Below are 23,847 nucleotides of genomic sequence, written 5' to 3' on the forward strand. Positions count from 1 at the left end.
CCACCGACTCAGGAGCCTCCATGACCCCGCCCCCCACCGTGCTCGCCGTGATCCCCGCCCGCGGCGGATCCAAGGGCGTGCCGGCCAAGAACCTCGCCCAGGTGGGCGGCGTGCCGCTCGTCGCCCGGGCCGTCCGCGCCTGCCTCGCCTCTCCCGAGGTCACGGACGTCGTCGTCACCACCGACGACCCGGCCATCGCCGAAGCCGCCCGGTCCGCCGCCGAGGCGCTGGGTGAGGCTCCCCGGCTCCACTGCGTGCAGCGTCCCGCTGCCATCTCGGGGGACACCGCGACCAGCGAGGCGGCGGTCCTGCACGCCCTGGACGCGTACGAGGCGATGGGCCACGGCCGGACGGCCGACGTGGTGCTCCTGGTCCAGTGCACGAGCCCCTTCGTCACCCGTGCGGACATCGACGGCGTCGCAACGGCGGTCGCCCGCGACGGCGCGGACACCGCCCTCACGGTCGCCCCCTTCCACGGTTTCGTGTGGCGTGACGGCAGCGCGGTCGAGGACGGCACCTACGGTGTGAACCACGACAAGGCCGTACGCCCCCGGCGCCAGGACCGCCCCCAGGACCACCTGGAGACCGGCGCCGCGTACGCCATGGACGCCGCCGGCTTCCGTACCCACCGGCACCGCTTCTTCGGCCACACCGTGCTCGTACCGACCGACCCGGCGCGGGTCCTGGAGATCGACGACCCGCACGACCTGGCCCGCGCCCGCGTCCTCGCGCCGCTCCTGGACCCCTCGCCGCTGCCCACCCGGACGGATGTCGACGCCGTCGTCCTCGACTTCGACGGCACGCAGACCGACGACCGTGTCCTCGTCGACTCCGACGGCCGCGAGACCGTCGCCGTGCACCGCGGCGACGGCCTCGGCATCGCCGCGCTGCGCAGGTCCGGCCTGCCGGTCCTGATCCTGTCCACGGAACAGAACCCGGTCGTCGCCGCCCGTGCCCGCAAGCTCCAGGTCCCCGTCCTGCACGGCATCGACCGCAAGGACCTGGCACTCAAGCAGTGGTGCGAGGAGCAGTCCATCGCTCCCGACCGCGTGCTCTACGTCGGCAACGACGTCAACGACCTGGCCTGCTTCGGACTGGCGGGCTGGCCCGTCGCCGTGGCGAGCGCCCACGACTCGGTGCGCGCCGCCGCGCGCGCCGTGACCACCAACCCCGGTGGTTTCGGGGCCATACGCGAGATCGCGGCCTGGCTCCTCGGCCCCACCCTCATGACCGAATCTCCCAACGCCCCCACCACGTAAGGAATCACCACCATGACGAACGCCTCCCGGCTGCGCACGTTCGGCACCCGTACCGCCGGCCCCGGCCACCCCGTCTACATCACGGGCGAGATCGGCATCAACCACAACGGCGACCTCGACAACGCCCTCGCGCTGATCGACGTGGCCGCCGAAGCCGGCTGTGACGCCGTCAAGTTCCAGAAGCGCACGCCCGAGATCTGCACCCCCCGCGACCAGTGGGACATCGAGCGCGACACCCCCTGGGGCCGGATGACCTACATCGACTACCGCCACCGCGTCGAGTTCGGCGAGGCCGAGTACACCGCCATCGCCGAGCACTGCGCCAAGCGCGGCATCGACTGGTTCGCCTCCCCGTGGGACACAGAGGCCGTCGCCTTCCTGGAGAAGTTCGACGTCCCGGCCCACAAGGTCGCGTCCGCCTCCCTGACGGACGACGAGCTGCTGCGGGCGCTGCGCGCCACCGGCCGCACCGTCATCCTCTCCACCGGCATGTCGACGCCGAAGCAGATCCGTCACGCGGTCGAGGTCCTCGGCAGCGACAACATCCTGCTCTGCCACGCCACGTCGACGTACCCGGCGAAGGCCGAGGAGCTCAACCTGCGGGTCATCAACACCCTGCAGCAGGAGTACCCGAACGTGCCGATCGGTTACAGCGGTCACGAGACCGGCCTCCAGACGACCCTCGCCGCCGTCGCGCTCGGCGCCACCTTCGTCGAGCGCCACATCACCCTGGACCGCGCGATGTGGGGCTCCGACCAGGCCGCCTCCGTCGAGCCGCAGGGCCTCACGCGCCTCGTCCGCGACATCCGCACCATCGAGGCATCCCTCGGTGACGGCGTCAAGAAGGTGTACGAGTCGGAGCTCGGCCCGATGAAGAAGCTCCGCCGGGTCGCGGGCGTCGTCTCCGAGAACGAGAGCGCGCCGGCCGCCGAGCCGGTCGCGGTCTGACGGGCCGACCGGTGAACCTCGCCTTCGTCGAGAGCCCGGTCCAGCTCCTGAACGTCCTGGAGTGGACCCACACCCGGGGAGGATCCGACGCCACCACGGTCGTCGTCCTCCCCCCGGTCGACCCGATGTCGCGCGGACAGCTGCGCAGGATGGCGGAGCTGGCCCGCGACGAGGGCATCACCGTCCGCTGGCAGGAGGCGCGCGGGGAGACCGGCGCGCCTCTCAAGGCCCTGCGGGCGCTGACCGGTCTGATCCGCAAGGCCGACCGCATCGTCATCGGGGACCCGTTCTCCCGGTACGTGCAACTGCTCCTCAGCCTGGTCCGCACCCGCCGGATCACGGTGGTCGACGACGGCACGGCCACCATGGAGTTCGTCGCCCAGCTGGCGCGCGGTGAGCGCCTGGTGCGCTGGCACCGCAGGGGGAGCGGGGGCCCGCGCGAACTGCTGCTCGCCCCGGTCACCTCCGCGGCCCGCCGCAGCTTCACCCCGTCGGCCACCCGCACCGTCGAGGTGTTCACCGCCATGCCGGTCGATGCGCCCGACGGCATCGAGGTCACGGCGAACACCTTCGCCTGGACACGGGAGCGCTTCGGCCCGCCCCGCATCACCAAGGGTGCCGACCTGGTCGGCACCTCCCTGGTCGAGACGGGCGTCGTCGACCCCGTCCCGTACGAGGAGGCGGTGAGCACGCTGGCCCGTACCCATGGCGCCACCCGCTACTTCGCGCACCGCCGCGAGTCCGCCGACAAACTGCATGCCCTGGAGGCCGCCACCGGTCTGGAGATCGTCCGCCCCGACCTCCCGCTGGAGCTCATCGCCCGCCGCGGCCCCATCGGCCACACCGTGCTGAGCTTCCCCTCCACGGTGGTGCACACGCTGCCGCTCGCCCTCGTCGGCACGGGCGTGAAGGTCGCGGTGTGCGACATAGCGCCGGAGTGGCTGCGCGACACGGCCTCCCCCCGCGCGCAGGGTTTCCTGAGCGGGGTCACGGAGACCGCCCGGGACGTGCAGCGGCTGGCGCCCTGGCGGGTCACCGCGGTGGCGGAGGGCTGAGCGAGGACGGAGGCCGTCGGCACCGGGTGGCCGGTCGCGCCAACCGAGCGGCCATCACGACCGCCGTCGCGCGCCCGCCGCCGTCGCGCGCGCCCGCCCGGCAGACTGTTGCGGAGAGACGGCTACTCCCCGCCGCCCCGGAAGTGGAGGCCGGCCCCGTGGCACCCGGGCGCGACGCGCTCAAGGGGGCACCGCGGCGGCCCCCGCTCCACGCCTCCGGGGCGTGTCGGCTCACCCGTTCGGGTGTACGCGGTGGAGCCCTGGCCCGGCACGCCCCGGGAACCACGCCCCGCGCCGAGGGTGAGACGAGACTCCGTCTCGCGCCCCACTCGCACTCCGGTGGAAAAACGGGCGAGTTTACCCATCGTCCTGCTCCATCACACCCCCCGCCGCCTCTTTTGTTCCCCTGAGCGGCTTAACTTTTGGTCATCTCCAGCCAGTTGAGTGCCCAGGGGGCCTACCCTTGACTGGGTGAACCAGTTGAAGACGCGCGAGCCCCAGGCCGATGCCCAGCCGAAAGGGGAAGCCGCCCTGCCCGGCTCCCTGCCCGACGAGCTCCGCGCCGAGCTGATCGCCTTCCGGCGAGACCTCCACATGCACCCCGAGCTCGGCAACCAGGAGTTCCGCACCACGGCGGCCGTCAAGGCGCGGCTGGAGCGCGCCGGGCTCGCACCCAGGGTGCTGGCGTCGGGGACGGGGCTCGTCTGCGACGTGGGCGAGTGGGACGGCGTGACACCGATGCTGGCGCTGCGCGGGGACATCGACGCGCTGCCGATCCCGGACACCAAGGCGGGCGTCTCCTACCGGTCCACCGTGCCCGACCGCGCACACGCCTGCGGGCACGACGTGCACACCACGACCGTCCTCGGCGCCGGACTCGTGCTCACCGCCCTCGACCGCCAGGGGCTTCTGCCCCACCCGGTGCGGCTGCTCTTCCAGCCCGCCGAGGAGGTACTGCCCGGCGGCGCGGCGGACGCCATCGAGGCCGGGGTGCTCGACGGGGTCGGGCGGATCCTCGCCGTGCACTGCGACCCGAAGGTCGACGTGGGGAAGGTCGGGCTGCGGATCGGGCCGATCACCTCCGCCTGCGACCGTCTGGAGGTCACCCTCGACGGTCCCGGCGGGCACACCGCCCGGCCGCACCTGACCACCGACCTGGTCACCGCGGCGGCCAGGGTGGCCACCGACGTGCCGGCGCTGCTCGCCCGGCGGGTCGACGCCAGGTCCGGGCTCGCCCTCACGTGGGGCCGCCTGGAGACGGGTCACGCCCCCAACGTCATCCCGCAGCACGCCGAGCTGTCCGGCACGGTGCGCTGCCTCGATCTGGACACCTGGCGGCAGGCCCCCGACATGGTGCACGCCGCGGTCGACGAGGTGGCCGGAATGCATCGGGCCAAGACGGTGATCAACTACATCCGCGGTGTCCCGCCCGTGGTGAACGACGCGGAGTCCATCGGCCTGCTCGACGCCGCGATGACGATCCGCCGCGGGTCGTATGCGATCGAGGACACCGAACAGAGCTTGGGCGGGGAGGACTTCTCCTGGTACCTGGAGCGGGTCCCCGGGGCCATGGCCAGGCTGGGAGTGCGCACACCGGGGGACACGCGCGGTCTGGACCTGCACCGCGGAAACTTCGATGTGGACGAGGAAGCGATCACGGTCGGGGTGGAGCTTTTCACCGCCGCTGCGTTGCTCGACCGCAACGGCTCGTGACCGTCCAGGACACCTCCTGTTCGCGACGATCCGATAACGGCTTCCGTACAGGTCATTATCTGACATCTACGCGCGTTACGATCGCGGCGAAACCAGCGCCGGAAGAGGCGCTTCGGTCAGGTTTGAAGGAGCCTTCCCTTGCGCCGGATCACCAGGATTGCCACCGTGGGCGTTATGTCCGCGGCACTTGCGCTCAGCGTCAGTGCGTGTGGCGACTCGTCGTCGGACAGCGCGTCCGACTCCAAGGACAAAAAGACGGCACTCGCGTACGACATCGGTGGCCGCGGCGACCAGTCGTTCAACGACGCCGCGTACGCCGGTCTCGTCAAGGCCCAGGAGGACCTCGGCGTCAAGGGCACCGAGGCCGAGCCCTCCGAGGGTGAGTCGGACGCGGACAAGGTCCAGCGCCTCACCTCGCTGGCCCGCGCCGGCAACAACCCGGTGATCGGTGTCGGGTTCGCCTACGCCCCGGCGATCAAGAAGGTAGCGCCGAAGTTCCCGAAGATCACCTTCGGCATCATCGACGACGCCTCGGTCACCGGCGACAACATCGCCAACATCGTCTTCAACGAGGAGCAGGGCTCCTACCTCGCGGGTGTCGCCGCCGCGAAGGTCACGAAGACCAAGAAGGTCGGCTTCATCGGTGGTGTCGAGACCCCGCTGATCAAGAAGTTCGAGGCCGGCTTCATCCAGGGCGTCAAGGACACCGACTCCTCGGTCAACGTGCTCCCGCAGTACCTGACCCAGCCGCCGGACTTCTCGGGCTTCTCCAAGCCCGACCTCGGCAAGGCCGCTGCCCAGGGCCAGATCGACAAGGGCGCCGACGTGGTCTACTCGGCGGCCGGTCTGGCCGGTTCCGGTGCCATCGAGGCCGTCTCCAAGGCCGGCAAGTGGAACATCGGCGTCGACTCCGACCAGTACAGCCAGGAAGGCCTCGCGGTCTACAAGGAGTCGATCCTGACCTCCGTCACCAAGGACGTCGAGGACTCCGTCTTCAACCTGATCAAGTCCGTCAAGGACGGCAAGCCCCAGTCCGGTGAGGTCCGCTACGGCCTCGACAAGGACGGCGTCGGCCTGGCCATGTCCAACCCGGCCTTCACCAAGATGACCGACGTCATAGCGGCCGTGGACAAGGCGAAGAAGGAAATCATCGACGGCAAGATCACCGTCAAGACCACCCCGTAACGACCCCGGTCGTCACACTGGTTTCCCGTGGGCCCGGAGCGCGTACCTTCGCTCCGGGCCCACGGGGTGCTCCTCGAAGAAGTTGTGCCCGTCGCAGTGCCCTGCTCGCACAGGCCCCGAACCCCGTGTTCGGGCAGTGCCGTGTGCCTTCGCTTTACGATTCGGCAGCGCTACGCGTGTAGACAGGTCTCAGGCGCGATAACTTCACCCCGCCCCCTGCCCCTGTGCTCCCGCTCCTGTCCGGTCAAGGAGAGTGCGTCATCAACGCGTCCAGCAGTCCCCCTGCCGTAGAACTGCACGGCATCACCAAGCGCTTCCCCGGCGTCGTGGCCAACCACGACATCGGCATCACCGTACGCAAGGGCACGGTCCACGCCCTCGTCGGTGAGAACGGCGCCGGGAAGTCCACCCTGATGAAGATCCTCTACGGCATGCAGAAGCCGGACGAGGGCACCATCGCGGTGGACGGCGAGCAGGTCTCGTTCAGCAACCCCGGTGACGCCATCGCGCGTGGCATCGGCATGGTCCACCAGCACTTCATGCTCGCCGACAACTTCACCGTCCTGGAGAACGTCGTCCTCGGCGGCGAGAAGCTGCACGGCATCGGATCCGCCGCGCGCAAGAAGATCAAGGAGATCTCCGACGCGTACGGGCTCGGGGTCAGGCCCGACGTGCTCGTCGAGAACCTCGGTGTCGCCGACCGGCAGCGCGTGGAGATCCTCAAGGTCCTCTACCGCGGTGCCCGCATCCTCATCCTCGACGAGCCGACCGCGGTGCTGGTCCCGCAGGAGGTGGACGCGCTCTTCGCGAACCTCCGCGAGCTGAAGGCCGAAGGCCTCACCGTCATCTTCATCTCGCACAAGCTCGGAGAGGTCCTCTCCGTCGCCGACGAGATCACGGTGATCCGGCGGGGCACGACGGTGGGCACGGCCGACCCCGCGAACACCACGACCAAGCAGCTCGCCGAGCTGATGGTCGGCAGCGAGCTCCCATCGCCGGAAACCCGCGAGTCCACGGTGACGGACGTACCGATGCTGCACGTCCGGGGCCTCTCCCTCAGCGAGACGGACCCGGACGGCGTCGTGCGCGACGTCCTGACAGATGTCGGCTTCACCATCCACAAGGGTGAGGTCCTCGGCATCGCCGGCGTCGAGGGCAACGGCCAGACCGAGCTGATCGAGGCGCTCATGGGCATGCGTGCCCCGGACGGCGGGGTCATCACGCTCGACGCGGACGACATCTCCCACGCCCCCACGCGCAAGCGGCGCGAGGGCGGCATCGGCTACATCCCCGAGGACCGCCACCGGCACGGAGTCCTGCTGGACGCCCCGCTGTGGGAGAACCGCATCCTCGGCCACGTCACCGAGAAGCCCAACAGCAAGGGCTGGCTGCTCGACCCGAAGGCCGCCCGCACGGACACCGAGCGGATCGTGCGCGAGTACGACGTCCGGACCCCGGGCATCGAGGTCACGGCCGCCTCCCTCTCCGGCGGTAACCAGCAGAAGCTGATCGTCGGCCGCGAGATGAGCCACGCCCCGAAGCTGCTGATCGCCGCTCACCCGACCCGAGGCGTGGACGTCGGCGCCCAGGCTCAGATCTGGGAGCAGATCCGCGCGGCGCGCCGCGAAGGACTCGCCGTCCTGCTCATCTCGGCGGACCTGGACGAGCTCATCGGGCTCTCCGACACCCTGCGCGTCATGTACCGCGGACAGCTCGTCGCGGACGCAGACCCCGCGACCATCACACCCGAGGAACTGGGCTCGGCCATGACCGGCGCCGCAGCCGGTCACCTCGAGGCAGCACCGGAGGACGAGGCCCGATGAAGAAATTCGACAAGGACCGGCTGATCCTGGGCTTCGCCGGCCCGGCGCTCGCCCTGGTCGTCGCGTTCGTGCTGAGCACCCTCGTGCTGCTCATCTCCAACCGCGACCCGTTCGAGCTGTACCGCCTGCTGTTCGAGCAGGTCTCGTACAGTGACGTGCAGGTCCTGATCATCAACCAGGCCGGTACGTACTACCTCGCCGCCCTCGCGGTCGCGGTCGGCTTCCGGATGAACCTCTTCAACATCGGTGTCGACGGGCAGTACCGTCTCGCGGCGATGATGGCCGCGCTGGTCGGCGCGAGCGTCAGCCTTCCCGGGCCGTTCCAGATTGCCCTCATCGTGATCGTGGCCATGCTGGTCGGCGCGTTCTGGGCCGGTATCGCGGGCATCCTCAAGGTCACACGCGGAGTGAGCGAGGTCGTCGCGACGATCATGCTCAACTCGATCTCGACCGCGCTGATCGCCTGGCTGATCCTGCCGAAGAACTTCGGCGAACAGGCCGCGGGCTCCAACAACCTCACCACGGGCGACATCCCGGAGGCCGGCTGGTTCCCGGGTGTGTCCCTGGGCGCCGACGCCGGTGAGATCTACGGCTTCACCTTCGTCGCCGCGGGCTGCGGTCTCGTCTACTGGCTCGTCCTGAACCGCACCCGGTTCGGCTTCGACCTGCGTGCCACCGGCGCGAGCGAGAGTGCCGCCCAGGCGTCCGGTGTCGACGCCAAGAAGATGATCCTGACCTCGATGCTGATCTCCGGTGCGATCGCCGGCCTCGTCGGCATGCCGACGCTGCTGGGTGACACGCACACCTACAGCCTCGACTTCCCCGTCGGCCTCGGATTCACCGGCATCACCATCGCCCTGCTCGGCCGTAACCACCCGGTGGGCATCGCCCTCAGCGCACTGCTGATCGCGTTCCTGGACAAGGCGTCGTCCCCGCTCGACCAGTTCGGTTTCGAGAAGGAGATCGCCACGATCATCCAGGGCCTGATCGTGATCTCGGTCGTGGTCAGTTATGAACTCGTCCGGCGCTACGGGACGCGTCGCCAGCAGCAGAAGGTCGGCGAGGAACTCGCCGCCGGCCACGCTCTCACCACCGAGAAGGAGGCGGCCCTGTGAGCGCCGAAGCCATCGCCGCACGCGTCGCCCCCCTGCGGGGCGGCGGCCGACGCAAGCTCTCCCTGCCCGTCGTCCTGCTGATCATCGCCGGTGGGCTGGCCCTCGTCTCGCTGGTCCGCCTCATCAGCGGTGCGGACGACGTGACGTCCGTGGGCCAGGTGAGCGGCGCGCTGGAACTCGCCGTCCCGATCGGTCTTGCCGGACTCGGCGGCCTGTGGGCCGAGCGGGCCGGCGTCGTCAACATCGGTCTCGAGGGCATGATGATCCTCGGCACCTGGTTCGGCGCCTGGGCCGGTTACCAGTGGGGCCCCTGGGTCGGTGTCCTGTTCGGCATCCTCGGCGGCGCGCTCGGCGGCCTGCTGCACGCCGTCATCACCGTCACGTTCGGAGTGAACCACATCGTCTCCGGTGTGGCCGTCAACATCCTCGCCGTCGGTGTCACCCGCTACCTGTCGAACTTCACCTTCGCAGAGGAGCCGGGCGGTTCCTCCAAGCAGTCACCGCGACTGGAGGAGATCGACAAGATCACCATTCCAGGCCTGTCGGACTGGATGCAGGACCTGCAGCAACACCACTGGTTCTTCGTCTCCGACCTCGCCGGCGTCATCGGCGGCCTGGTCACCGGCCTGTCGCTGCTGACCGTCGTCGCCCTGCTGCTCATCCCCATCACGTGGTTCGTGCTGTGGCGCACGGCCTTCGGTCTGCGGCTCCGCTCCTGCGGCGAGAGCCCGGTCGCGGCCGAGACCCTCGGCGTCAACGTCTACAAGTACAAGTACGTCGCCGTGACGATCTCGGGCGGTCTGGCCGGACTCGGCGGCGCCTTCCTCTCCCTCGTCGCCACCAGCATCTACCAGGAGGGCCAGACCGGCGGCCGCGGCTACATCGGTCTCGCCGCCATGATCTTCGGTAACTGGATGCCGGGCGGCATGGCCCTGGGCGCCGGGCTGTTCGGCTTCACCGACAGCCTCAAGCTGCGAGGCGGCGCCGAGAACGTCCACGCGATGCTGCTGCTCCTGGCCATCCTGCTGGTGATCGTCGTGTTCTGGCAGCTGTACCGGAAGAAGTACCTGCCCGCGCTGATCTCGGCGGTCGTCTCGGGTCTGCTGTTCACCTGGTACGCACTGACGGACCAGGTCCCGAGCCAGTTCGTCGACGCCGCTCCGTACGTCACCACGCTCCTGGTGCTCGCCCTGTCGGCGCAGCGGCTGCGACCGCCCAAGGCGGACGGCGTGCCGTACCGCAAGGGCGAGGGCAAGTGACCGCCCACGCTCCGGTCGACTGGGAAGTGCTGCGCGAGGCCGCCCGGGACGCCATGTCCCGGGCGTACGCCCCGTACTCGCACTATCCGGTCGGCGTGGCGGCCCTCGTGGACGACGGCCGCATGATCACGGGGTGCAACGTCGAGAACGCCTCGTACGGCATCAGCCTGTGCGCCGAGTGCGGCCTGGTGTCGCAGCTCGCCGCCACGGGCGGCGGCCGGCTGACCCACTTCACCTGTGTGGACGGTGCCGGCGCGGTGCTCGTGCCGTGCGGGCGGTGCCGTCAGCTGCTGTACGAGTTCGGCGGCCCCGAGCTGGTCCTGGAGACCCCCGACGGGTTCCGTACGCTCGACGAGATGCTGCCGCAGGCGTTCGGGCCGCAGCACCTGGGGTAGTGCCCCACACCGTTCCGTTCCTCCGGCGTGCCGGATCGGCCCCGCCGCACCGGCCCGCCGGGGGAGCGGAGCGGCGGAACGTTTCCTCTCTATGCGCGTAGAGTCAACGGGACTCGCGCCTACCCCTCCGGCCGGAAGGACTCCCCTCCCATGGACGCCATCTCCGTCATCCGCACCAAGCGGGACCGGGGCGAGCTCAGCCCCGAGCAGATCGACTGGGTCATCGACGCGTACACGCGCGGCGAGGTCGCCGACGAGCAGATGTCCGCGCTGGCCATGGCGATCCTGCTCAACGGCATGAACCGCACCGAGATCGCCCGCTGGACCGCCGCGATGATCGCCTCCGGCGAGCGCATGGACTTCGGGGCGCTCTCACGCCCCACCACCGACAAGCACTCCACGGGCGGCGTCGGCGACAAGATCACCCTGCCCCTGGCCCCGCTGGTCGCCGCCTGCGGCGCGGCCGTGCCCCAGCTCAGCGGCCGGGGTCTCGGCCACACCGGCGGCACGCTCGACAAGCTGGAGTCCATCCCCGGCTGGCGCGCCCACATCACCAACGCCGAGATGCTCGACGTCCTGGACACCACCGGCGCGGTGATCTGCGCGGCGGGCGACGGCCTCGCCCCCGCCGACAAGAAGCTGTACGCGCTGCGCGACGTCACCGGCACCGTCGAGGCGATCCCGCTCATCGCCAGCTCGATCATGTCCAAGAAGATCGCCGAAGGCACCGGCGCCCTCGTCCTGGACGTCAAGGTCGGCTCCGGCGCCTTCATGAAGACGATCGAGGACGCCCGCGAACTGGCCTCCACCATGGTCGCGCTGGGCACCGACAGCGGCGTACGCACCGTGGCCCTGCTCACGGACATGGCGACCCCGCTCGGTCTCACCGCCGGCAACGCCCTGGAGGTCCGTGAGTCCGTCGAGGTCCTGGCCGGCGGCGGTCCCAGGGACGTCATCGACCTGACCCTGGCGCTCGCCCGCGAGATGCTCGACGCGGCCGGGCTCAAGGACGCCGACCCCGAGAAGGCGCTCGCGGACGGCTCCGCCATGGACGTGTGGCGCCGCATGATCTCCGCCCAGGGCGGCGACCCGGACGCCGAACTCCCGGTCGCGCGCGAGCAGCATGTGATCAGCGCCCCGTCCTCGGGCGTGCTGACGCGGCTGGACGCCTACGACGTCGGTGTCGCCGCCTGGCGCCTCGGTGCGGGCCGCGCGCGCAAGGAGGACCCGGTGCAGGCGGGCGCGGGCGTCGAGATGCACGCCAAGCCCGGTGACACCGTCACCGAGGGCCAGCCGCTGATGACCCTGCACACGGACACCCCCGAGAAGTTCGAGTACGCCCTCAAGGCACTGCCCGGCTCGTACGACATCGCACCGGCCGGCACCCCCTTCACCGCCACGCCGGTGGTGCGGGAACGTATCGCCTGACCTGTGGCTTTCCCTTTCGGGTGAACGGGACCGGTGGACCACCACCGGTCCCGTTCGGCATGCTGGACTCGGTGACGCACCGATAAGAGGAGACCGCCATGGGCGCACTCACCGTCGATCCCGGGCCGGGCCACGGCCAGGACTGGGACGACCTCGTCCGGATCTGGGAGGAGACGGACGCACCCGAGGGCTGCAAGGTGGAGATCATCGAGGGGATCGTCACCGTGTCGCCACCGCCGTCCAAGGACCACAACACCACCGCAGCACTGCTGCAGCGCAGGCTGTACGCCGTCATCCCCGAGGAATGGGAGATCTACCAGACGCTCGGGGTCTCGGTGCCAGGACGCGCGGGCGTCTACATCCCCGACCTCCTCGTCGTGCCGCGCGCGGTGGCGACCGGGCCGGGGAGTCGCGTGCCGGCGGAGGAGGCCCTGCTGGTTGTCGAGATCACCTCGCAGGCCAACGCCAACCACGACCGCGTCAAGAAGGCGCACGGATACGCGAAAGCCGGCGTCGAACTCTTCCTGCTGCTCGATCCCTGGCACTCGGGCCGCCCGACCGCCACGCTCTACGGTGATCCCGACAACGGCACCTACCGCGTCCTCGACGTGGTCGAGTACGGGGGGAAACTCACCCTTCCCGAGCCGTTCAAGCTGGATCTGGACACGGGGATCCTCCCGGTCAGTTGAGGCGCGAGCCTGCCCGCCGATGAGTTTCCGGCATCCCGCCGGTCTCTGTGGTGTGGATGCCATGCCCCCGAACGCCCTCGTCGTCACCGGCCGCGTCACCCGCGCCGACGTGCCGGGACTGTGCGCCGAGCTGGAGGCCCTGCTGACCGGCCGTCCCGACGCCGCGGTGGTCGACTGTGATGTCGGAGGGGTGACGCACGCGGATCTCGCGCTGGTGGAGGCGATAGCCCGGCTGGGGCTCGTCGCCCGCCGGACCGGACGAGCCCGGCTGCGCCTGCGCCACGCCTCCGCCGAACTCGGGGTGCTGCTCGACCTGGTCGGGCTGGCCGACGTGGTGGCACACCTGAGGCCCGACGAGGAGTGACCCGATCACCACAGGCCGCGTGAGCCTCAAGCCTGATCCGCGTCCAGGCGATCGGGGAGCCCGAACAGCGGGAACCAGCGCGGGGTGTCCAGGAAGCAGTGCATCCCGGTGATGGCACCGTCCGAGATGTCGATGACCTGCACGGCCCACGGCACGAACCCCGGTCCCTCCGGATCCGGCTTGTAGTGCGCGAAGGCCGGGGCCCCGTTTGCCTCGGTCGCCACCAGGCGGGAACCCGCGCAGCTCGCGCCGATGCTGAGCATGAAACCCGCGATGTCCTCATGCCCCCGCAGCCACAGGTCGAACGGCGGCATGGTCATCACAGCGTCCTCGTGGAGCAGGGCCGTCAGCGCCGCCATGTCGTACCCCTCGAACGCCGCCACGTAGCGGTCGAGGAGCTTGCGCTGCTCCTCGTCCAGCGGGTTCGCCGTGTCGGGCACGGTGCCCTCCGTGTCCGACAGGGTCGCCCGGGCCCGCTGCAGAGCGCTGTTGACCGAGGCGACCGAGGTGTCGAGCAGCTCCGCGACCTCGCTCGCCTTCCAGGCCAGCACCTCTCGGAGGATCAGCACCGCGCGCTGCTTGGGCGGCAGGTGCTGGAGCGCCGCGACGAACGCGAGGCGCACCGACTCGCGGGCCACGGCGGCCTCGGCCGGGTCGGCCACCGACGGGAGGATGCGCCCGTCGGGCATCGGCTCCAGCCAGGTGTTCTCGGGAAGGGGATTGAGCGCCGCCTGGGCGAGAGGGGTGGGTCCGGTCAGATCCACCGGTCTGGCCCGCTTGTTGCCGGCCTTCAGCATGTCCAGGCAGACGTTCGTCGCGATCCGGTACAGCCAGGAGCGCAACGAGGAACGGCCCTCGAACCTGTCGAAGTTCCGCCAGGCACGCACCAGCGTGTCCTGGACGGCGTCCTCCGCCTCGAAGGCCGAACCGAGCATCCGGTAGCAGTAGCCGGTCAGTTCGACCCGGTGTCCCTCCAGACGGCTGTCCACGTCTGCCGTCGCCGTCAGATCACTCATCGCTCCACCCCTGTTGCGCTGTGACGCCGATCACCCAGCACTGTGGAAGCTACCGCAGGGCACTGGCAACAGGGGCGGGAAGCGAGGAAAGCGCTGCTCAGGTGCCGGGCTTGCGTCCGTAGACGAAGACGTCGTCGCCGTTCTTCAGCAGGTTCCAGTACGCCTTCGCGTCCGCCGGGCGCATGTTGACGCAGCCCGCCGAGCCCGGGTTGTTGTACATGGACTTGGTGACCGAGTGGAACGCCTGGCCGCCGTCGAAGAACTGGGCGTACGGCATGCTGACGTCGTAGAGCGTGGACCAGTGGTCGATGTTGCGCCAGTAGATCTTCTTCGAGCCGGTCCGCGTCTCCGCACCGTTACGGCCCGTCCGCACCGGCACGGGACCGAACTTCAGCTTGGACCCGTCCTGGATCCAGCTCAGCTGCCTGGTCAGGTCGACGCAGGCGATCCGGCCCTTGTTGGTGGGGCAGTTCTTCGCCGCGTTGGGGTTCTTCCCCGCCGCCTTCTGCGCGGTGATCGTCTTCATCGTGCGCCAGGTGACCGGCCCCGCGTAGCCGGCCGCCGGGGTGATTCCCTTCGACGCCTGGAACGACCGGATGGCGGTGCAGTCCGCCGTGGACTGCCGCCCGTCGACGGGCCGCTTCAGATACTTCTCGACCTGCTTCTGGTACGGACCGGCCCCTGCCGAGCAGGACGCCGCCTGCGCGGCCGTCCCGGTGCCCAGGACCAGGGCCGGTGCGGCCACCAGGCCCGCGACCGACAGGACGGCTCCGCGCCGTGCCCGTATGCCGCCCGTCTTCCCCATGATTCCCATGTACGCCTGCTCCCCTTCGCGCCGTCCGCGGTAAGTGACTCCACTTGTTGGACGTACGCCAGGGTGCTGCGGTTGTGGCCGGAAGGTCTCAGTTGTGCATAGGTGCCACGTTTTCGGTCCGGAGACGCTCGCTCCGCGCCGCCCGGGTGCCGTACACGGTGATCGACAGGACGCCGAGGAGCGCCAAGACGCCCAGCGCGACCGTGCCGGCCCAGCCACCGGCGTGGAAGGCGACGGCGCCGAGCGCGCCTCCCACGCTGGAGCCGAGGTAGTACACGGACTGGTAGATCGCCGAGGCCTGCGCGCGGCCGGTGGTCGCCGTACGGCTCACCGACGACGAGGCGACCGCGTGCCCGGCGAAGAAGCCGGCCGTGATCAGGACGAGCCCGGCCAGGACGGCGGCGAGCTGGTCGGCGAGGGTGAGCAGCAGACCCCCGGCCGTCGTGGACAGGGCGAGGTAGAGCGCGCCCCGGCGGCCCAGACGGGCGACCAGCCTGCCGGCGCCGGCGGAGGAGAGCGTACCGACGACGTAGACCAGGAAGATCGACCCGACGACGCCCTGCGGAAGACTGAAGGGCTCGTCGGTGAGCCGGTAGCCGATCACGGTGTAGACCGCGCCGAACACCGTCATGAACAGCGCGCCGATCGCGTACAGCCGTCGCAGCAGGGGGTTGGCGAGGTGGCCGCCGACGGTCTTCGCCAGGGCCCTCGGGTTGAGCGTGGCCGGGGTGAAGTGCCGGGCGGCGGGGACCATGAAGTGGAAGGCCACGGCGCAGGCCAGGGCGAGCAGCCCGATCGCGCCGACCGCCACGCGCCAGCCCCACAGCTGGGTGAGCCAGCCGGAGAGCACGCGGCCGCTCATGCCACCGATGCTGTTGCCCGCGACGAAGAGCCCGATCGCCCCCACCAGTGCCTTGGGCCGTACCTCCTCGGCCAGGTACGCCATCGCGGACGCGGGCAGTCCCGCCAGGGCCGCGCCTTGGACCGCGCGCAGCGCGATCAGCCAGCCGAGCGACGGGGCGAAGGGCACGAGGAGCCCGATCACCACGGCGACCGCCAGCGAACCCGTCATCATCTGCCGCCGCCCGAAGCGCTCGGACAGTGCGCTCAGCGGGAGGACGCACAGGGCCAGCCCGCCAGTGGCCGCGGAGACCGTCCAGCTCGCCTGCTCGGCCGTGGCGTGGAAGGACGCCGACACGGCGGGCAGCAGGGCCTGGGTGGAGTAGAGGAGGGCGAAAGTCGCTATCCCCGCCACGAAGAGGGCGAAGCTCATGCGCCGGTAGCCGGGACCACCGGGTGCGAGGCGGTCCGGCGAGGTCGGTGAGGAGGCGGCGGAAGACGGAACGGCGGCATCCAGCACGATGGCGGACGCCCCGGTACTGGCAGGAGGCATGCGTCGAACGTAGAGCGCGAGGTTTCATGCGTCCAATGCATGAAACCCTCATAATCGTTCCCATGGCGCATCAATACAGCTCACAGCCTCGGCTGTCACCGGGCAGTTACGAAGAAGACATCCGCGCCGTGCTCGCGCCCCGCCTGGCGTACTTCGAGGCGGTGGCCCGGCACGAGCACGTCACGCGCGCCGCGCAGGAGCTCGGCGTCCCCCAGTCGACGCTGTCGCGCGCCATCGTGCGGCTCGAGGAGGACCTGGGCGTCGCCCTGTTCGCCCGGAGCGGCCGCACCGTCTCCCTCACCCCCGCCGGCCGCACCTTCCTCGGATCCGCCGAACGCGCCCTGGCGGAGGTGGAGAAGGCGGCCGACTCGGTGCGTGCCGACGCCGACCCCACGGCGGGCAAGGTCGCCTTCGGTTTCCTGCACACGATGGGTTCCGAGACCGTTCCCGCCCTGCTCCGGGCCTTCCGCGCCGACCACCCCCGGGTCCGCTTCCAGCTGGTGCAGAACTACGGCGAGGCGATGATCGAACGGCTCCGCACGGGCGGACTGGACCTCTGCCTGACCTCACCGGTCCCGGACGAGCCGGACCTCGTCACCTGGCGCCTGGACGAGCAGCGGCTGCGCCTCGTGGTCCCCGACGACCACCGGCTCGCGAGCCGCCGCCGGGTCCGCCTCGCCGAGGCGGCCGACGAAGCGTTCGTCACCCTCGAACCCGGTTACGGGCTGCGGCGGATCACCGACGACCTCTGCGCCGAGGCCGGTTTCACCCCGCGGATCGCCTTCGAGGGTGAGGAGGCCGAGACCCTGCGCGGACTGGTCGCGGCCGGGCTCGGCGTCGCCCTGCTCCCACCACCCGCCGTCGCCAGGCCCGGAGTGGCCGAGCTGACGGTGACCTCGCCGCGCGCGGCCCGGGAGATCGGGGTCGCCTGGCTGGACGGACACCCCGACACGCCGCCGGTGGCCGCCTTCAAACAGTTCCTGCTGTCGCGCCGGGGGAGCCTGCTGCCGGACTGATCCGGCGCGGCGGCGCCCTCACTGCCGTGACGACCGCCCGAACCCCGCCGCGAGCGGCATCCGCAGGCCCAGCGGCGGGGGAGCGGCGAAGGCGTCGGCGACCGGGCGGGCGTACGACCGGGCGAACAGCGAACCCCGTACGAAGTCCGCGGCCAGGGCCATCACCTCCGACCGGTGCTGGCGCAGGGCGTGTCCGTCCGAGTGGACCTCGAACCGACAGGTGTCCCGGTTGGCCTTCTTGGCCCGCTCGGCCAGCCGGTAGGAGAGCTCGGGATCCGACCGGGCGTCGTTCGTGCCGTGCACGATCAGCACCCGGCGTCCCGCCAGGTGCCTGACCGGCTCGGGCCCGTTCCCGGGGCCGTCCGGGAGCCAGGGTGCCATCGCCAGCACGGAGTTGACCGCGGTGTGCCCCGCGGCCCGCAGGGCGGCCCGGCCGCCCGTCCCGTGCCCGGCGAGGCAGACGGGGACGTCGCCGTAGCGGCGTACGACCTCGTCCGCCGCCCACTGTGCGTCGGCCACCGGATCGGCCCCGGCGTTCCAGCCGCGGCTGCGGTAGCGCACGACGTGCACCGTGAGTCCGTCCTCCCGCCCCGCCCCGGCCAGGGTCCGGGCCAGCGGCAGCTGGGCCGCGTACGACAGCGGGGAAGGGCGACGCCGGGATTCGGTCTCGCCGTCGGGGAGCAGCAGGACCACTCCGCTGACCTCGGGTGTTGCTCCGGCCGTGTGAACGGCCCGTCCCAGCCTGGCGGAGGGCAGGGGAAGCGCGCGCTGTGCCATGACAGAACAGTGTCAGAAGGGCGGGTGTATCCGACCCGGCCCCGCGGTCACTGTTACGCATCGGCACTCGGAAATCTACGCGCGTAGGCGTTAGAGTGCCCGAATGACGAGCCAGACCCGGAATGTCCCCGGCCCCGAACAGATCCGCCGCGCGCCCAAGGTGCTGCTCCACGACCATCTCGACGGCGGCCTCCGCCCCGGCACGATCATCGAACTGGCGCTGGCCCAGAGTTACGACGCACTCCCCGAGACCGAGCCCGACAAGCTGGGTGTCTGGTTCCGCGAGGCGGCCGACTCAGGTTCGCTGGAGCGCTACCTGGAGACCTTCGCACACACCTGTGCCGTCATGCAGACCCGTGACGCACTGTTCCGGGTGGCCGCGGAGTGTGCGGAGGACCTCGCGGAGGACGGAGTCGTCTACGCCGAGGTGCGGTACGCCCCCGAGCAGCACCTCACGGCGGGCCTGACCCTGGAAGAGGTCGTCGAGGCGGTCAACGACGGCTTCCGCGAGGGCGAGCGCAGGGCCCGCGAGAGCGGCCACCGCATCCGCGTGGGCGCGCTGCTCACCGCCATGCGGCACGCCGCGCGCGCACTGGAGATCGCCGAACTCGCCAACCGCTACCGCGACCTGGGTGTCGTCGGCTTCGACATCGCCGGCGCCGAGGCGGGCTTCCCGCCCACCCGGCACCTGGACGCGTTCGAGTACCTCAAGCGCGAGAACAACCACTTCACCATCCACGCGGGCGAGGCCTTCGGGCTGCCGTCCATCTGGCAGGCCCTGCAGTGGTGCGGCGCGGACCGGCTCGGCCACGGTGTGCGGATCATCGACGACATCGAGATCGCCGACGACGGCAGCGTGACCCTGGGGCGCCTCGCCTCCTACGTGCGAGACAAGCGCATCCCGCTGGAGCTCTGCCCGACCTCGAACCTGCAGACGGGCGCGGCCGCCTCGTACGCCGAGCACCCGATCGGACTGCTGCGGAAGCTGCATTTCCGTGCCACCGTGAATACGGACAACCGGCTGATGAGCGGTACGAGCATGAGTCAGGAATTCGAGCGACTGATCGAGACATTCGGATACACGCTCGACGACATGCAGTGGTTCACAGTCAATGCGATGAAATCAGCGTTCATTCCTTTCGATGAACGTCTGGCGATGATCAACGACGTCGTGAAGCCTGGTTACGCGGAGCTGAAGTCCGAATGGCTCTTCCAGCAGACGGCTGTCACCAGCGGTTCTTCGTCCTTCGCCGGCTGACCGAGGCAAAAGGGGAACGGCCGGGAGAATCGGGTCCCGGCCGTTTTCCGTGTTCCGGCATGTTTGCGGTAGGGGTACCGGGCTGACTACCTTGCAGAGCCGCTCACATCCCCTTCCCAAGGATGAATTCCACATGAAGAAGTCTGCTGTCAGGACCCTCGGTGTCGCCGCTCTCGGTGCCGCTTTCGCGGCCGCCGGTGCGGGCAGCGCCTCCGCCGTCGCCGTGCCCCTCGACGCCGCGGCCGGTGCGCTGCCCGCCGGCATCGCGCTCGACTCCGTGACCGACGCCCTGCCCGCCGTGCAGAAGGCGGCCGGCGGACTTCTCGACCAGCAGCAGCAGCGCGGCAGCGGCAAGAACCTGTCTGCCCCCGGCACGAACCTGCTCGGCGGTCTGCCCGCCGGCGGCCTGACCGGCGTCCTGCCGATCGGCCGCTGAACCAGCCGTACACGCATGTGGGGCGCACACCCGGGTCAGGGTGTGCGCCCCACATGTCCTTTCCCCGTGGTCCCGCAGGTCACCACGCTGTCGCGGCCGGGGACTTCTCCGACGGGAGCAGTACCCACAGGGCCAGGTAGAGCAGGAACTGAGGCCCGGGGAGCAGGCACGAGACCAGGAAGATGACACGCATCGTCCCCGCGGAGGTGCCGAAGCGCCGTGCCAGCGCTGCGCACACTCCACCGATCATGCGTCCTTCAACGGGGCGGACAAGTGCGGCCATGGTGGGCTCCTTCGTCAACCGTTCGGGGAGCTGCACCGTCGCGCTCCCGGTACCTCCATAGTGACTCCGCGAAGGGGTGCAGGGCGTCGCTCTACGGGGCGACCCCGACCCCGGTAATCGTCGGGGTCGATCCCTGAGGAGCCTCGCTCCGGAACGTCCGGGTGCCGTTCCCCATCCGGGAGAGGTCGCCGGCGCCCGCCCGGTTGCCCCGGCGCAGCCGGGCCCGGCACAGCGGGACGACCAGCAGATGGGCCAGCGCGACCCCGACGGTGTTCAGCAGCAGTGAGTCGACGTCGACGACCTGACCGGGCACTCCCGTCTGCCCCAGCTCGATCGCCATCGAGATCAGGGCACCGGCGGCGACGGTACGGGCCAGCGAGGCCCAGGGGGACACCAGCAGCCGGCCGCCCGCCATCGGCAGCAGCACGCCCAGCGGCGCCAGCAGCAGCAGTCCCTTGCCGATGCGGCGTGCGGCCTCCGCCGGGCCCATGGCCAGATCCGCCTTGATCCCGTCGAACGGCTGCAGGTTCGCCGCCGTCACCCAGGGCACGTCCAGCGGGCGCAGTGTCAGCCAGCCGACGAACAGGAGGTGCGCGAGGAGGAGGACTACCCCCGCCGCGCGGAAGCGGATGACGGCCCGGCCGTCCGAACTGTGACGCACGTACACCGAGACGCCACGATCGGCAGGATCGGTTCCGCCCCCGTCGGGGAAGGCTCTGTGACGGGTACCACGACCGGCCGGGCACCACGGGCGGAGAGGCCTCAAGGAAGCTCTACCGCACCCAGCGTGGGCACCTCCGCGGGGCGGGCCTTCGTCTCCGACGTGCACAGATAGCCCCGCGGGGCGTAGTTCCCCGGCCCTCCGAGCAGCACCGAGCCGTTCGAGCCGATGCCGTCGCTCTCCGTGAACGTGCAGACCACCTGGGCGAGTGCCTCCGCGGGGAGGTCCTCCGGCTGCTCGCTGAGGCGCAGAGTGCCCTTCGGGTCACCCTGGCGGGCATCGGCGGCCCGCAGCCCCACCGGTACGTCGCTGGAGAAGCCGGCCCGCCGCTCGTCGGCCGAAGGCTCGCGCTCCAGCTCGTCCAGCAGCGCCTGGGCGACCATGAGCCGGTCGGACCGTGACTCGTCGAGTTCGGCCGTGCGCTCCACCGTCGCGAGCTGAGAGGCGCAGATGAGGTGGATCCTCACCGAGACGCTCCCCGGCGGAGGGGGCAGGGTGGCATCGGACGCAGCGGTACGGCACGGCATCCGCGACGGCGCCGCGCCCGCGTCGACCGGCACCGAGGTGCTCCGGATCCCGCAGCCCGAGGCCAGTGCCGCGCACGCCGCGACGACGGCCAGTGCTGCTGCGGCCCGGCGCCGGCCGCCCCTCGGACGGCCCCTTCGCGGTGCACCGTACGCCCGCTCGCTGCGCGTCACTTCGCGTCGCCCTTCTCGTCCCGGTCGTCGTCGCCCGGCATGCCGGTCAGCCCCTCGGCGTCACGCGGGAGCCGCAGCACGAACATCGCGCCCTCACCGTCCGGGAGGTTCGAGGCCGTGATGTCACCGCCGTGGATGTGCGCGTTCTCCAGCGCGATGGACAGGCCGAGACCGCTGCCCTCGGAGCGCGGCCTGGAGGCACTCGCCTTGTAGAAGCGGTCGAACACGTGGGGCAGGACCTCCTCGGGGATGCCCGGGCCGTGGTCGCGCACCTCGATGACGAGATCGTCGTCGTCGGTCCGTACCGACACCCGCACCGGCGAACCGCCGTGCTTGAGGGCGTTGCCGATCAGGTTCGCCAGGATCACGTCGAGCCGCCGCGGATCGAGCCGCACCATGATGCCGCGCTCCGCGTCCAGGTCGACCGCGTCCAGCCAGGCGCGGGCGTCGATGCAGGCGGTCACCTGGTCCGCGACGTCGACGGTGTCCAGGACGAGGCGGGCCGTACCCGCGTCGAAGCGGGTGACCTCCATGAGGTTCTCGACCAGGTCGTTCAGCCGCCGGGTCTCGCTCACCACCAGGTGCACGGCCGGGGCGATCATCGGGTCGAGACTGTCCGCCTCGTCCTCCAGCACCTCGGCGACCGCCGTGATCGCGGTCAGGGGAGTTCGCAGCTCGTGCGACATGTCGGCGACGAACCTGCGGCTCGACTCCTCCCGCGCGCTCATGTCGGCGACCTTCTTCTCCAGGGAACTCGCAGCCTTGTTGAACGTGTGGGAGAGATCAGCGAGTTCGTCCGTTCCGGAGACCGCGAGACGGGTGTCGAGCTTCCCCTCGCCGAGCTTGCGGGCCGCGTCGCCGAGCCGCTGCACCGGTCGCAGCACCGTCGTCGCGGCCGCCTGGGCGAGGAGTGCCGATCCGACGAGGGCCAGCGCCGTGGCGATGCCCAGCGACCAGGCGAGCGAACTCAGGTCCTCGCGCTCCTGGTCGAGCGACTTCAGCATGTAGCCGGCCGGACCACCACCGATGATCTTCGTGCCGGCCACCAGGTAGGGCGTGCCGCCCATCGTCGTGCGCTGCCAGAACAGGTGGTACTCAAAGGTGTTGCTCGACGTCAGCGGCTGCTTCTTGTTCACCTGCTTCTGCAGCGACGCGGGCACGTCGACCTTGGTGAACGAGTCGATGTCGGACGACCCGGTGACGGGCTTGCCGTCACGCGTGCCGACCAGCAGTACTTGGTAGCCGGGGCCGCTGCTCGCCATCTGCTCGGCGGCGTCCCGAAGGTCCGTCGACGAAGGCTCCAGTGGCAGCGAGGCGGCCTTGTTCTGCATCTGGCGGCGGAAGTCGCCCAGCGCCGAGTCCTGGGTGCGCGTCAGCACGGCCTCACGGTTGAGCCAGTACGCGATGCCCGAGGCGGACACCGCGGCCGTCAGGGCCACCAGCGCGAACACGATCAGCAGCCGCAGCCTCAGGCTGGTCCAGCGAAGACCCGCGAGTACGGAACGCTTCGCGGGATCGCTCACTGAGGCGAGTCCAGCCGGTAGCCGACGCCGCGCACGGTACGGATCAGCGTCGGCGAGGAGGGCACGTCCTCCACCTTCGCCCGCAGCCGCTGCACGCAGGCGTCCACCAGCCGCGAGTCACCGAGGTAGTCGTGTTCCCACACCAGACGCAGCAACTGCTGCCGCGAAAGGGCCTGTCCGGGCCTGCGGCTCAGTTCGAGCAGGAGACGCAGCTCGGTCGGCGTGAGCTGCAGGTCCTCCCCGTTCTTGGTGACGGTCATCGCCGAACGGTCGATGACGACACTCCCGAACGTCGCCGAGTCGGTCGACTCCCTCTCGCCGCGCCGCAGAACCGCACGGATACGGGCGTCGAGCACCCGGCCCTGCACGGGTTTCACCACGTAGTCGTCCGCGCCGGACTCCAGTCCCACCACGACGTCGATGTCGTCGCTGCGCGCGGTCAGCAGAATGATCGGCAGCTGGTCGGTGCGCCGGATGCGCCGGCAGACCTCGAAACCGTCGATCCCGGGCAGCATCACGTCCAGCACGACCAGGTCCGGCCGCTGCTCCCGGAGCAGCTCCAGGCCGTCCTCTCCCGTCGCCGCGGTGGCCACACGGTGGCCCTGGCGAGACAGCGAGAGTTCGAGGGCCGTGCGGATGGCGTCGTCGTCCTCGATCAGCAACAGGAAAGGCACGGGGG

General features: G+C 70.5%; 24 protein-coding genes. 15 read left to right on the plus strand and 9 right to left on the minus strand.

The features are described 5' to 3' along the window. Nucleotides 1–20: 20 nt before the first annotated feature. The 12 genes from ACFU5K_RS01090 (at nucleotide 21) to ACFU5K_RS01145 (ending at nucleotide 13,233) form a co-directional block, all read left to right on the plus strand. Nucleotides 21–1,259 carry a cytidylyltransferase domain-containing protein gene (locus tag ACFU5K_RS01090; protein ID WP_384055204.1) on the plus strand — a complete coding sequence of 413 codons (1,239 nt, stop codon included), beginning with the start codon at nucleotides 21–23 and terminating at the stop codon, nucleotides 1,257–1,259. 12 nt (nucleotides 1,260–1,271) lie between these two features. Further along, nucleotides 1,272–2,207 (plus strand): N-acetylneuraminate synthase family protein, encoded by a 936-nt coding sequence (locus ACFU5K_RS01095; protein WP_384055207.1) that lies wholly within the window; start codon nucleotides 1,272–1,274, stop codon nucleotides 2,205–2,207. 11 nt (nucleotides 2,208–2,218) lie between these two features. Next, nucleotides 2,219–3,262 carry a hypothetical protein gene (locus ACFU5K_RS01100; RefSeq protein WP_384055210.1) on the plus strand — a complete coding sequence of 348 codons (1,044 nt, stop codon included), beginning with the start codon at nucleotides 2,219–2,221 and terminating at the stop codon, nucleotides 3,260–3,262. A gap of 471 nt (nucleotides 3,263–3,733) precedes the next feature. Beyond that, nucleotides 3,734–4,975: an amidohydrolase gene (locus tag ACFU5K_RS01105; RefSeq protein WP_384055212.1), complete on the plus strand. Its 1,242-nt coding sequence runs from the start codon at nucleotides 3,734–3,736 to the stop codon at nucleotides 4,973–4,975. A 138-nt stretch (nucleotides 4,976–5,113) separates the two neighbouring features. Next, nucleotides 5,114–6,160 carry a BMP family protein gene (locus ACFU5K_RS01110; RefSeq protein WP_384055215.1) on the plus strand — a complete coding sequence of 349 codons (1,047 nt, stop codon included), beginning with the start codon at nucleotides 5,114–5,116 and terminating at the stop codon, nucleotides 6,158–6,160. Between the two features lie 236 nt (nucleotides 6,161–6,396). After that, on the plus strand, nucleotides 6,397–7,983 hold the full coding sequence (locus tag ACFU5K_RS01115) for an ABC transporter ATP-binding protein (protein ID WP_384055328.1): 1,587 nt from the start codon (nucleotides 6,397–6,399) through the stop codon (nucleotides 7,981–7,983). Continuing rightward, a complete protein-coding gene (locus tag ACFU5K_RS01120; RefSeq protein ID WP_384055218.1) occupies nucleotides 7,980–9,098 on the plus strand; it encodes an ABC transporter permease in 1,119 nt (372 codons plus the stop codon). The genes ACFU5K_RS01115 and ACFU5K_RS01120 overlap by 4 nt, the downstream gene beginning before the upstream one ends. Then, on the plus strand, nucleotides 9,095–10,357 hold the full coding sequence (locus tag ACFU5K_RS01125; protein WP_384055220.1) for an ABC transporter permease: 1,263 nt from the start codon (nucleotides 9,095–9,097) through the stop codon (nucleotides 10,355–10,357). Before ACFU5K_RS01120 ends, ACFU5K_RS01125 begins: the two co-directional genes overlap by 4 nt. 53 nt (nucleotides 10,358–10,410) lie before the next feature. Beyond that, the gene (locus ACFU5K_RS01130) at nucleotides 10,411–10,752 is read left to right on the plus strand and encodes a cytidine deaminase (RefSeq protein ID WP_384055331.1); all 342 of its coding nucleotides are present in this window, start codon (nucleotides 10,411–10,413) and stop codon (nucleotides 10,750–10,752) included. A gap of 150 nt (nucleotides 10,753–10,902) precedes the next feature. Next, on the plus strand, nucleotides 10,903–12,180 hold the full coding sequence (locus tag ACFU5K_RS01135) for a thymidine phosphorylase (RefSeq protein ID WP_384055223.1): 1,278 nt from the start codon (nucleotides 10,903–10,905) through the stop codon (nucleotides 12,178–12,180). Between the two features lie 98 nt (nucleotides 12,181–12,278). Continuing rightward, the gene (locus tag ACFU5K_RS01140; protein ID WP_384055225.1) at nucleotides 12,279–12,869 is read left to right on the plus strand and encodes a Uma2 family endonuclease; all 591 of its coding nucleotides are present in this window, start codon (nucleotides 12,279–12,281) and stop codon (nucleotides 12,867–12,869) included. Nucleotides 12,870–12,930: 61 nt separating this feature from the next. Further along, nucleotides 12,931–13,233, plus strand: coding sequence for an STAS domain-containing protein (locus ACFU5K_RS01145; protein ID WP_384055228.1), 303 nt, complete (start codon nucleotides 12,931–12,933; stop codon nucleotides 13,231–13,233). A gap of 26 nt (nucleotides 13,234–13,259) precedes the next feature. On the opposite strand, the gene ACFU5K_RS01150 is transcribed toward ACFU5K_RS01145, so the two are convergent. From ACFU5K_RS01150 to ACFU5K_RS01160, 3 genes are all read right to left on the minus strand, one after another. Continuing rightward, nucleotides 13,260–14,249 (minus strand): sigma-70 family RNA polymerase sigma factor, encoded by a 990-nt coding sequence (locus ACFU5K_RS01150; RefSeq protein ID WP_384055231.1) that lies wholly within the window; start codon nucleotides 14,247–14,249, stop codon nucleotides 13,260–13,262. Nucleotides 14,250–14,346: 97 nt separating this feature from the next. Continuing rightward, nucleotides 14,347–15,063 (minus strand): L,D-transpeptidase family protein, encoded by a 717-nt coding sequence (locus tag ACFU5K_RS01155; RefSeq protein ID WP_384055233.1) that lies wholly within the window; start codon nucleotides 15,061–15,063, stop codon nucleotides 14,347–14,349. Nucleotides 15,064–15,151: 88 nt separating this feature from the next. Beyond that, a complete protein-coding gene (locus tag ACFU5K_RS01160) occupies nucleotides 15,152–16,456 on the minus strand; it encodes an MFS transporter (protein ID WP_384055236.1) in 1,305 nt (434 codons plus the stop codon). Nucleotides 16,457–16,518: 62 nt separating this feature from the next. Between ACFU5K_RS01160 and ACFU5K_RS01165 the strand changes: the two genes are divergently transcribed. Then, on the plus strand, nucleotides 16,519–17,472 hold the full coding sequence (locus tag ACFU5K_RS01165; protein WP_384055239.1) for a LysR family transcriptional regulator: 954 nt from the start codon (nucleotides 16,519–16,521) through the stop codon (nucleotides 17,470–17,472). Nucleotides 17,473–17,490: 18 nt separating this feature from the next. Here ACFU5K_RS01165 and ACFU5K_RS01170 read toward each other — a convergent pair whose 3' ends face one another. Continuing rightward, nucleotides 17,491–18,249, minus strand: a complete 759-nt coding sequence (locus ACFU5K_RS01170) for an alpha/beta hydrolase (protein ID WP_384055242.1) — start codon at nucleotides 18,247–18,249, stop codon at nucleotides 17,491–17,493. 103 nt (nucleotides 18,250–18,352) lie between these two features. On the opposite strand from ACFU5K_RS01170, the gene ACFU5K_RS01175 reads away from it, so the two are divergent. Together ACFU5K_RS01175 and ACFU5K_RS01180 are read left to right on the plus strand one after the other, a co-directional pair. Next, nucleotides 18,353–19,507 carry an adenosine deaminase gene (locus tag ACFU5K_RS01175; RefSeq protein ID WP_384055245.1) on the plus strand — a complete coding sequence of 385 codons (1,155 nt, stop codon included), beginning with the start codon at nucleotides 18,353–18,355 and terminating at the stop codon, nucleotides 19,505–19,507. 133 nt (nucleotides 19,508–19,640) lie between these two features. Further along, on the plus strand, nucleotides 19,641–19,943 hold the full coding sequence (locus tag ACFU5K_RS01180; protein ID WP_384055247.1) for a hypothetical protein: 303 nt from the start codon (nucleotides 19,641–19,643) through the stop codon (nucleotides 19,941–19,943). 79 nt (nucleotides 19,944–20,022) lie between these two features. On the opposite strand, the gene ACFU5K_RS01185 is transcribed toward ACFU5K_RS01180, so the two are convergent. The 5 genes from ACFU5K_RS01185 to afsQ1 all read right to left on the minus strand — a co-directional run bounded on the left by ACFU5K_RS01185 (nucleotide 20,023) and on the right by afsQ1 (nucleotide 23,842). Beyond that, entirely contained in the window at nucleotides 20,023–20,226 is a 204-nt protein-coding gene (locus ACFU5K_RS01185; RefSeq protein WP_384055250.1) for a PspC domain-containing protein, read from the minus strand. Nucleotides 20,227–20,317: 91 nt separating this feature from the next. Continuing rightward, complete coding sequence (locus ACFU5K_RS01190) at nucleotides 20,318–20,893, minus strand: VanZ family protein (RefSeq protein ID WP_384055253.1); 576 nt, start codon at nucleotides 20,891–20,893, stop codon at nucleotides 20,318–20,320. Nucleotides 20,894–20,988: 95 nt separating this feature from the next. Then, complete coding sequence (locus tag ACFU5K_RS01195) at nucleotides 20,989–21,645, minus strand: hypothetical protein (protein ID WP_384055256.1); 657 nt, start codon at nucleotides 21,643–21,645, stop codon at nucleotides 20,989–20,991. Next, entirely contained in the window at nucleotides 21,642–23,168 is a 1,527-nt protein-coding gene (locus ACFU5K_RS01200; protein ID WP_384055259.1) for an ATP-binding protein, read from the minus strand. Before ACFU5K_RS01200 ends, ACFU5K_RS01195 begins: the two co-directional genes overlap by 4 nt. Then, nucleotides 23,165–23,842: a two-component system response regulator AfsQ1 gene (afsQ1, locus tag ACFU5K_RS01205; RefSeq protein ID WP_015578482.1), complete on the minus strand. Its 678-nt coding sequence runs from the start codon at nucleotides 23,840–23,842 to the stop codon at nucleotides 23,165–23,167. The genes ACFU5K_RS01200 and afsQ1 overlap by 4 nt, the downstream gene beginning before the upstream one ends. Nucleotides 23,843–23,847: the final 5 nt, after the last annotated feature.

This window comes from Streptomyces sp. NPDC057428, assembly GCF_042803195.1.
Taxonomy (GTDB): Bacteria; Actinomycetota; Actinomycetes; order Streptomycetales; family Streptomycetaceae; genus Streptomyces.

Excerpts from the sequence above, each read along its gene's own strand:
- ACFU5K_RS01160 (WP_384055236.1), bottom strand. The coding sequence starts at position 16,456 with ATGCCTCCTGCCAGTACCGGGGCGTCCGCCATCGTGCTGGATGCCGCC.
- ACFU5K_RS01095 (WP_384055207.1), top strand. The coding sequence starts at position 1,272 with ATGACGAACGCCTCCCGGCTGCGCACGTTCGGCACCCGTACCGCCGGC.
- ACFU5K_RS01165 (WP_384055239.1), top strand. The coding sequence starts at position 16,519 with ATGGCGCATCAATACAGCTCACAGCCTCGGCTGTCACCGGGCAGTTAC.
- ACFU5K_RS01170 (WP_384055242.1), bottom strand. The coding sequence starts at position 18,249 with ATGGCACAGCGCGCGCTTCCCCTGCCCTCCGCCAGGCTGGGACGGGCC.
- ACFU5K_RS01185 (WP_384055250.1), bottom strand. The coding sequence starts at position 20,226 with ATGGCCGCACTTGTCCGCCCCGTTGAAGGACGCATGATCGGTGGAGTG.
- ACFU5K_RS01140 (WP_384055225.1), top strand. The coding sequence starts at position 12,279 with ATGGGCGCACTCACCGTCGATCCCGGGCCGGGCCACGGCCAGGACTGG.
- ACFU5K_RS01180 (WP_384055247.1), top strand. The coding sequence starts at position 19,641 with ATGAAGAAGTCTGCTGTCAGGACCCTCGGTGTCGCCGCTCTCGGTGCC.
- ACFU5K_RS01175 (WP_384055245.1), top strand. The coding sequence starts at position 18,353 with ATGACGAGCCAGACCCGGAATGTCCCCGGCCCCGAACAGATCCGCCGC.
- ACFU5K_RS01135 (WP_384055223.1), top strand. The coding sequence starts at position 10,903 with ATGGACGCCATCTCCGTCATCCGCACCAAGCGGGACCGGGGCGAGCTC.
- ACFU5K_RS01130 (WP_384055331.1), top strand. The coding sequence starts at position 10,411 with ATGTCCCGGGCGTACGCCCCGTACTCGCACTATCCGGTCGGCGTGGCG.
- ACFU5K_RS01150 (WP_384055231.1), bottom strand. The coding sequence starts at position 14,249 with ATGAGTGATCTGACGGCGACGGCAGACGTGGACAGCCGTCTGGAGGGA.
- ACFU5K_RS01120 (WP_384055218.1), top strand. The coding sequence starts at position 7,980 with ATGAAGAAATTCGACAAGGACCGGCTGATCCTGGGCTTCGCCGGCCCG.
- ACFU5K_RS01155 (WP_384055233.1), bottom strand. The coding sequence starts at position 15,063 with ATGGGAATCATGGGGAAGACGGGCGGCATACGGGCACGGCGCGGAGCC.
- ACFU5K_RS01090 (WP_384055204.1), top strand. The coding sequence starts at position 21 with ATGACCCCGCCCCCCACCGTGCTCGCCGTGATCCCCGCCCGCGGCGGA.
- ACFU5K_RS01145 (WP_384055228.1), top strand. The coding sequence starts at position 12,931 with ATGCCCCCGAACGCCCTCGTCGTCACCGGCCGCGTCACCCGCGCCGAC.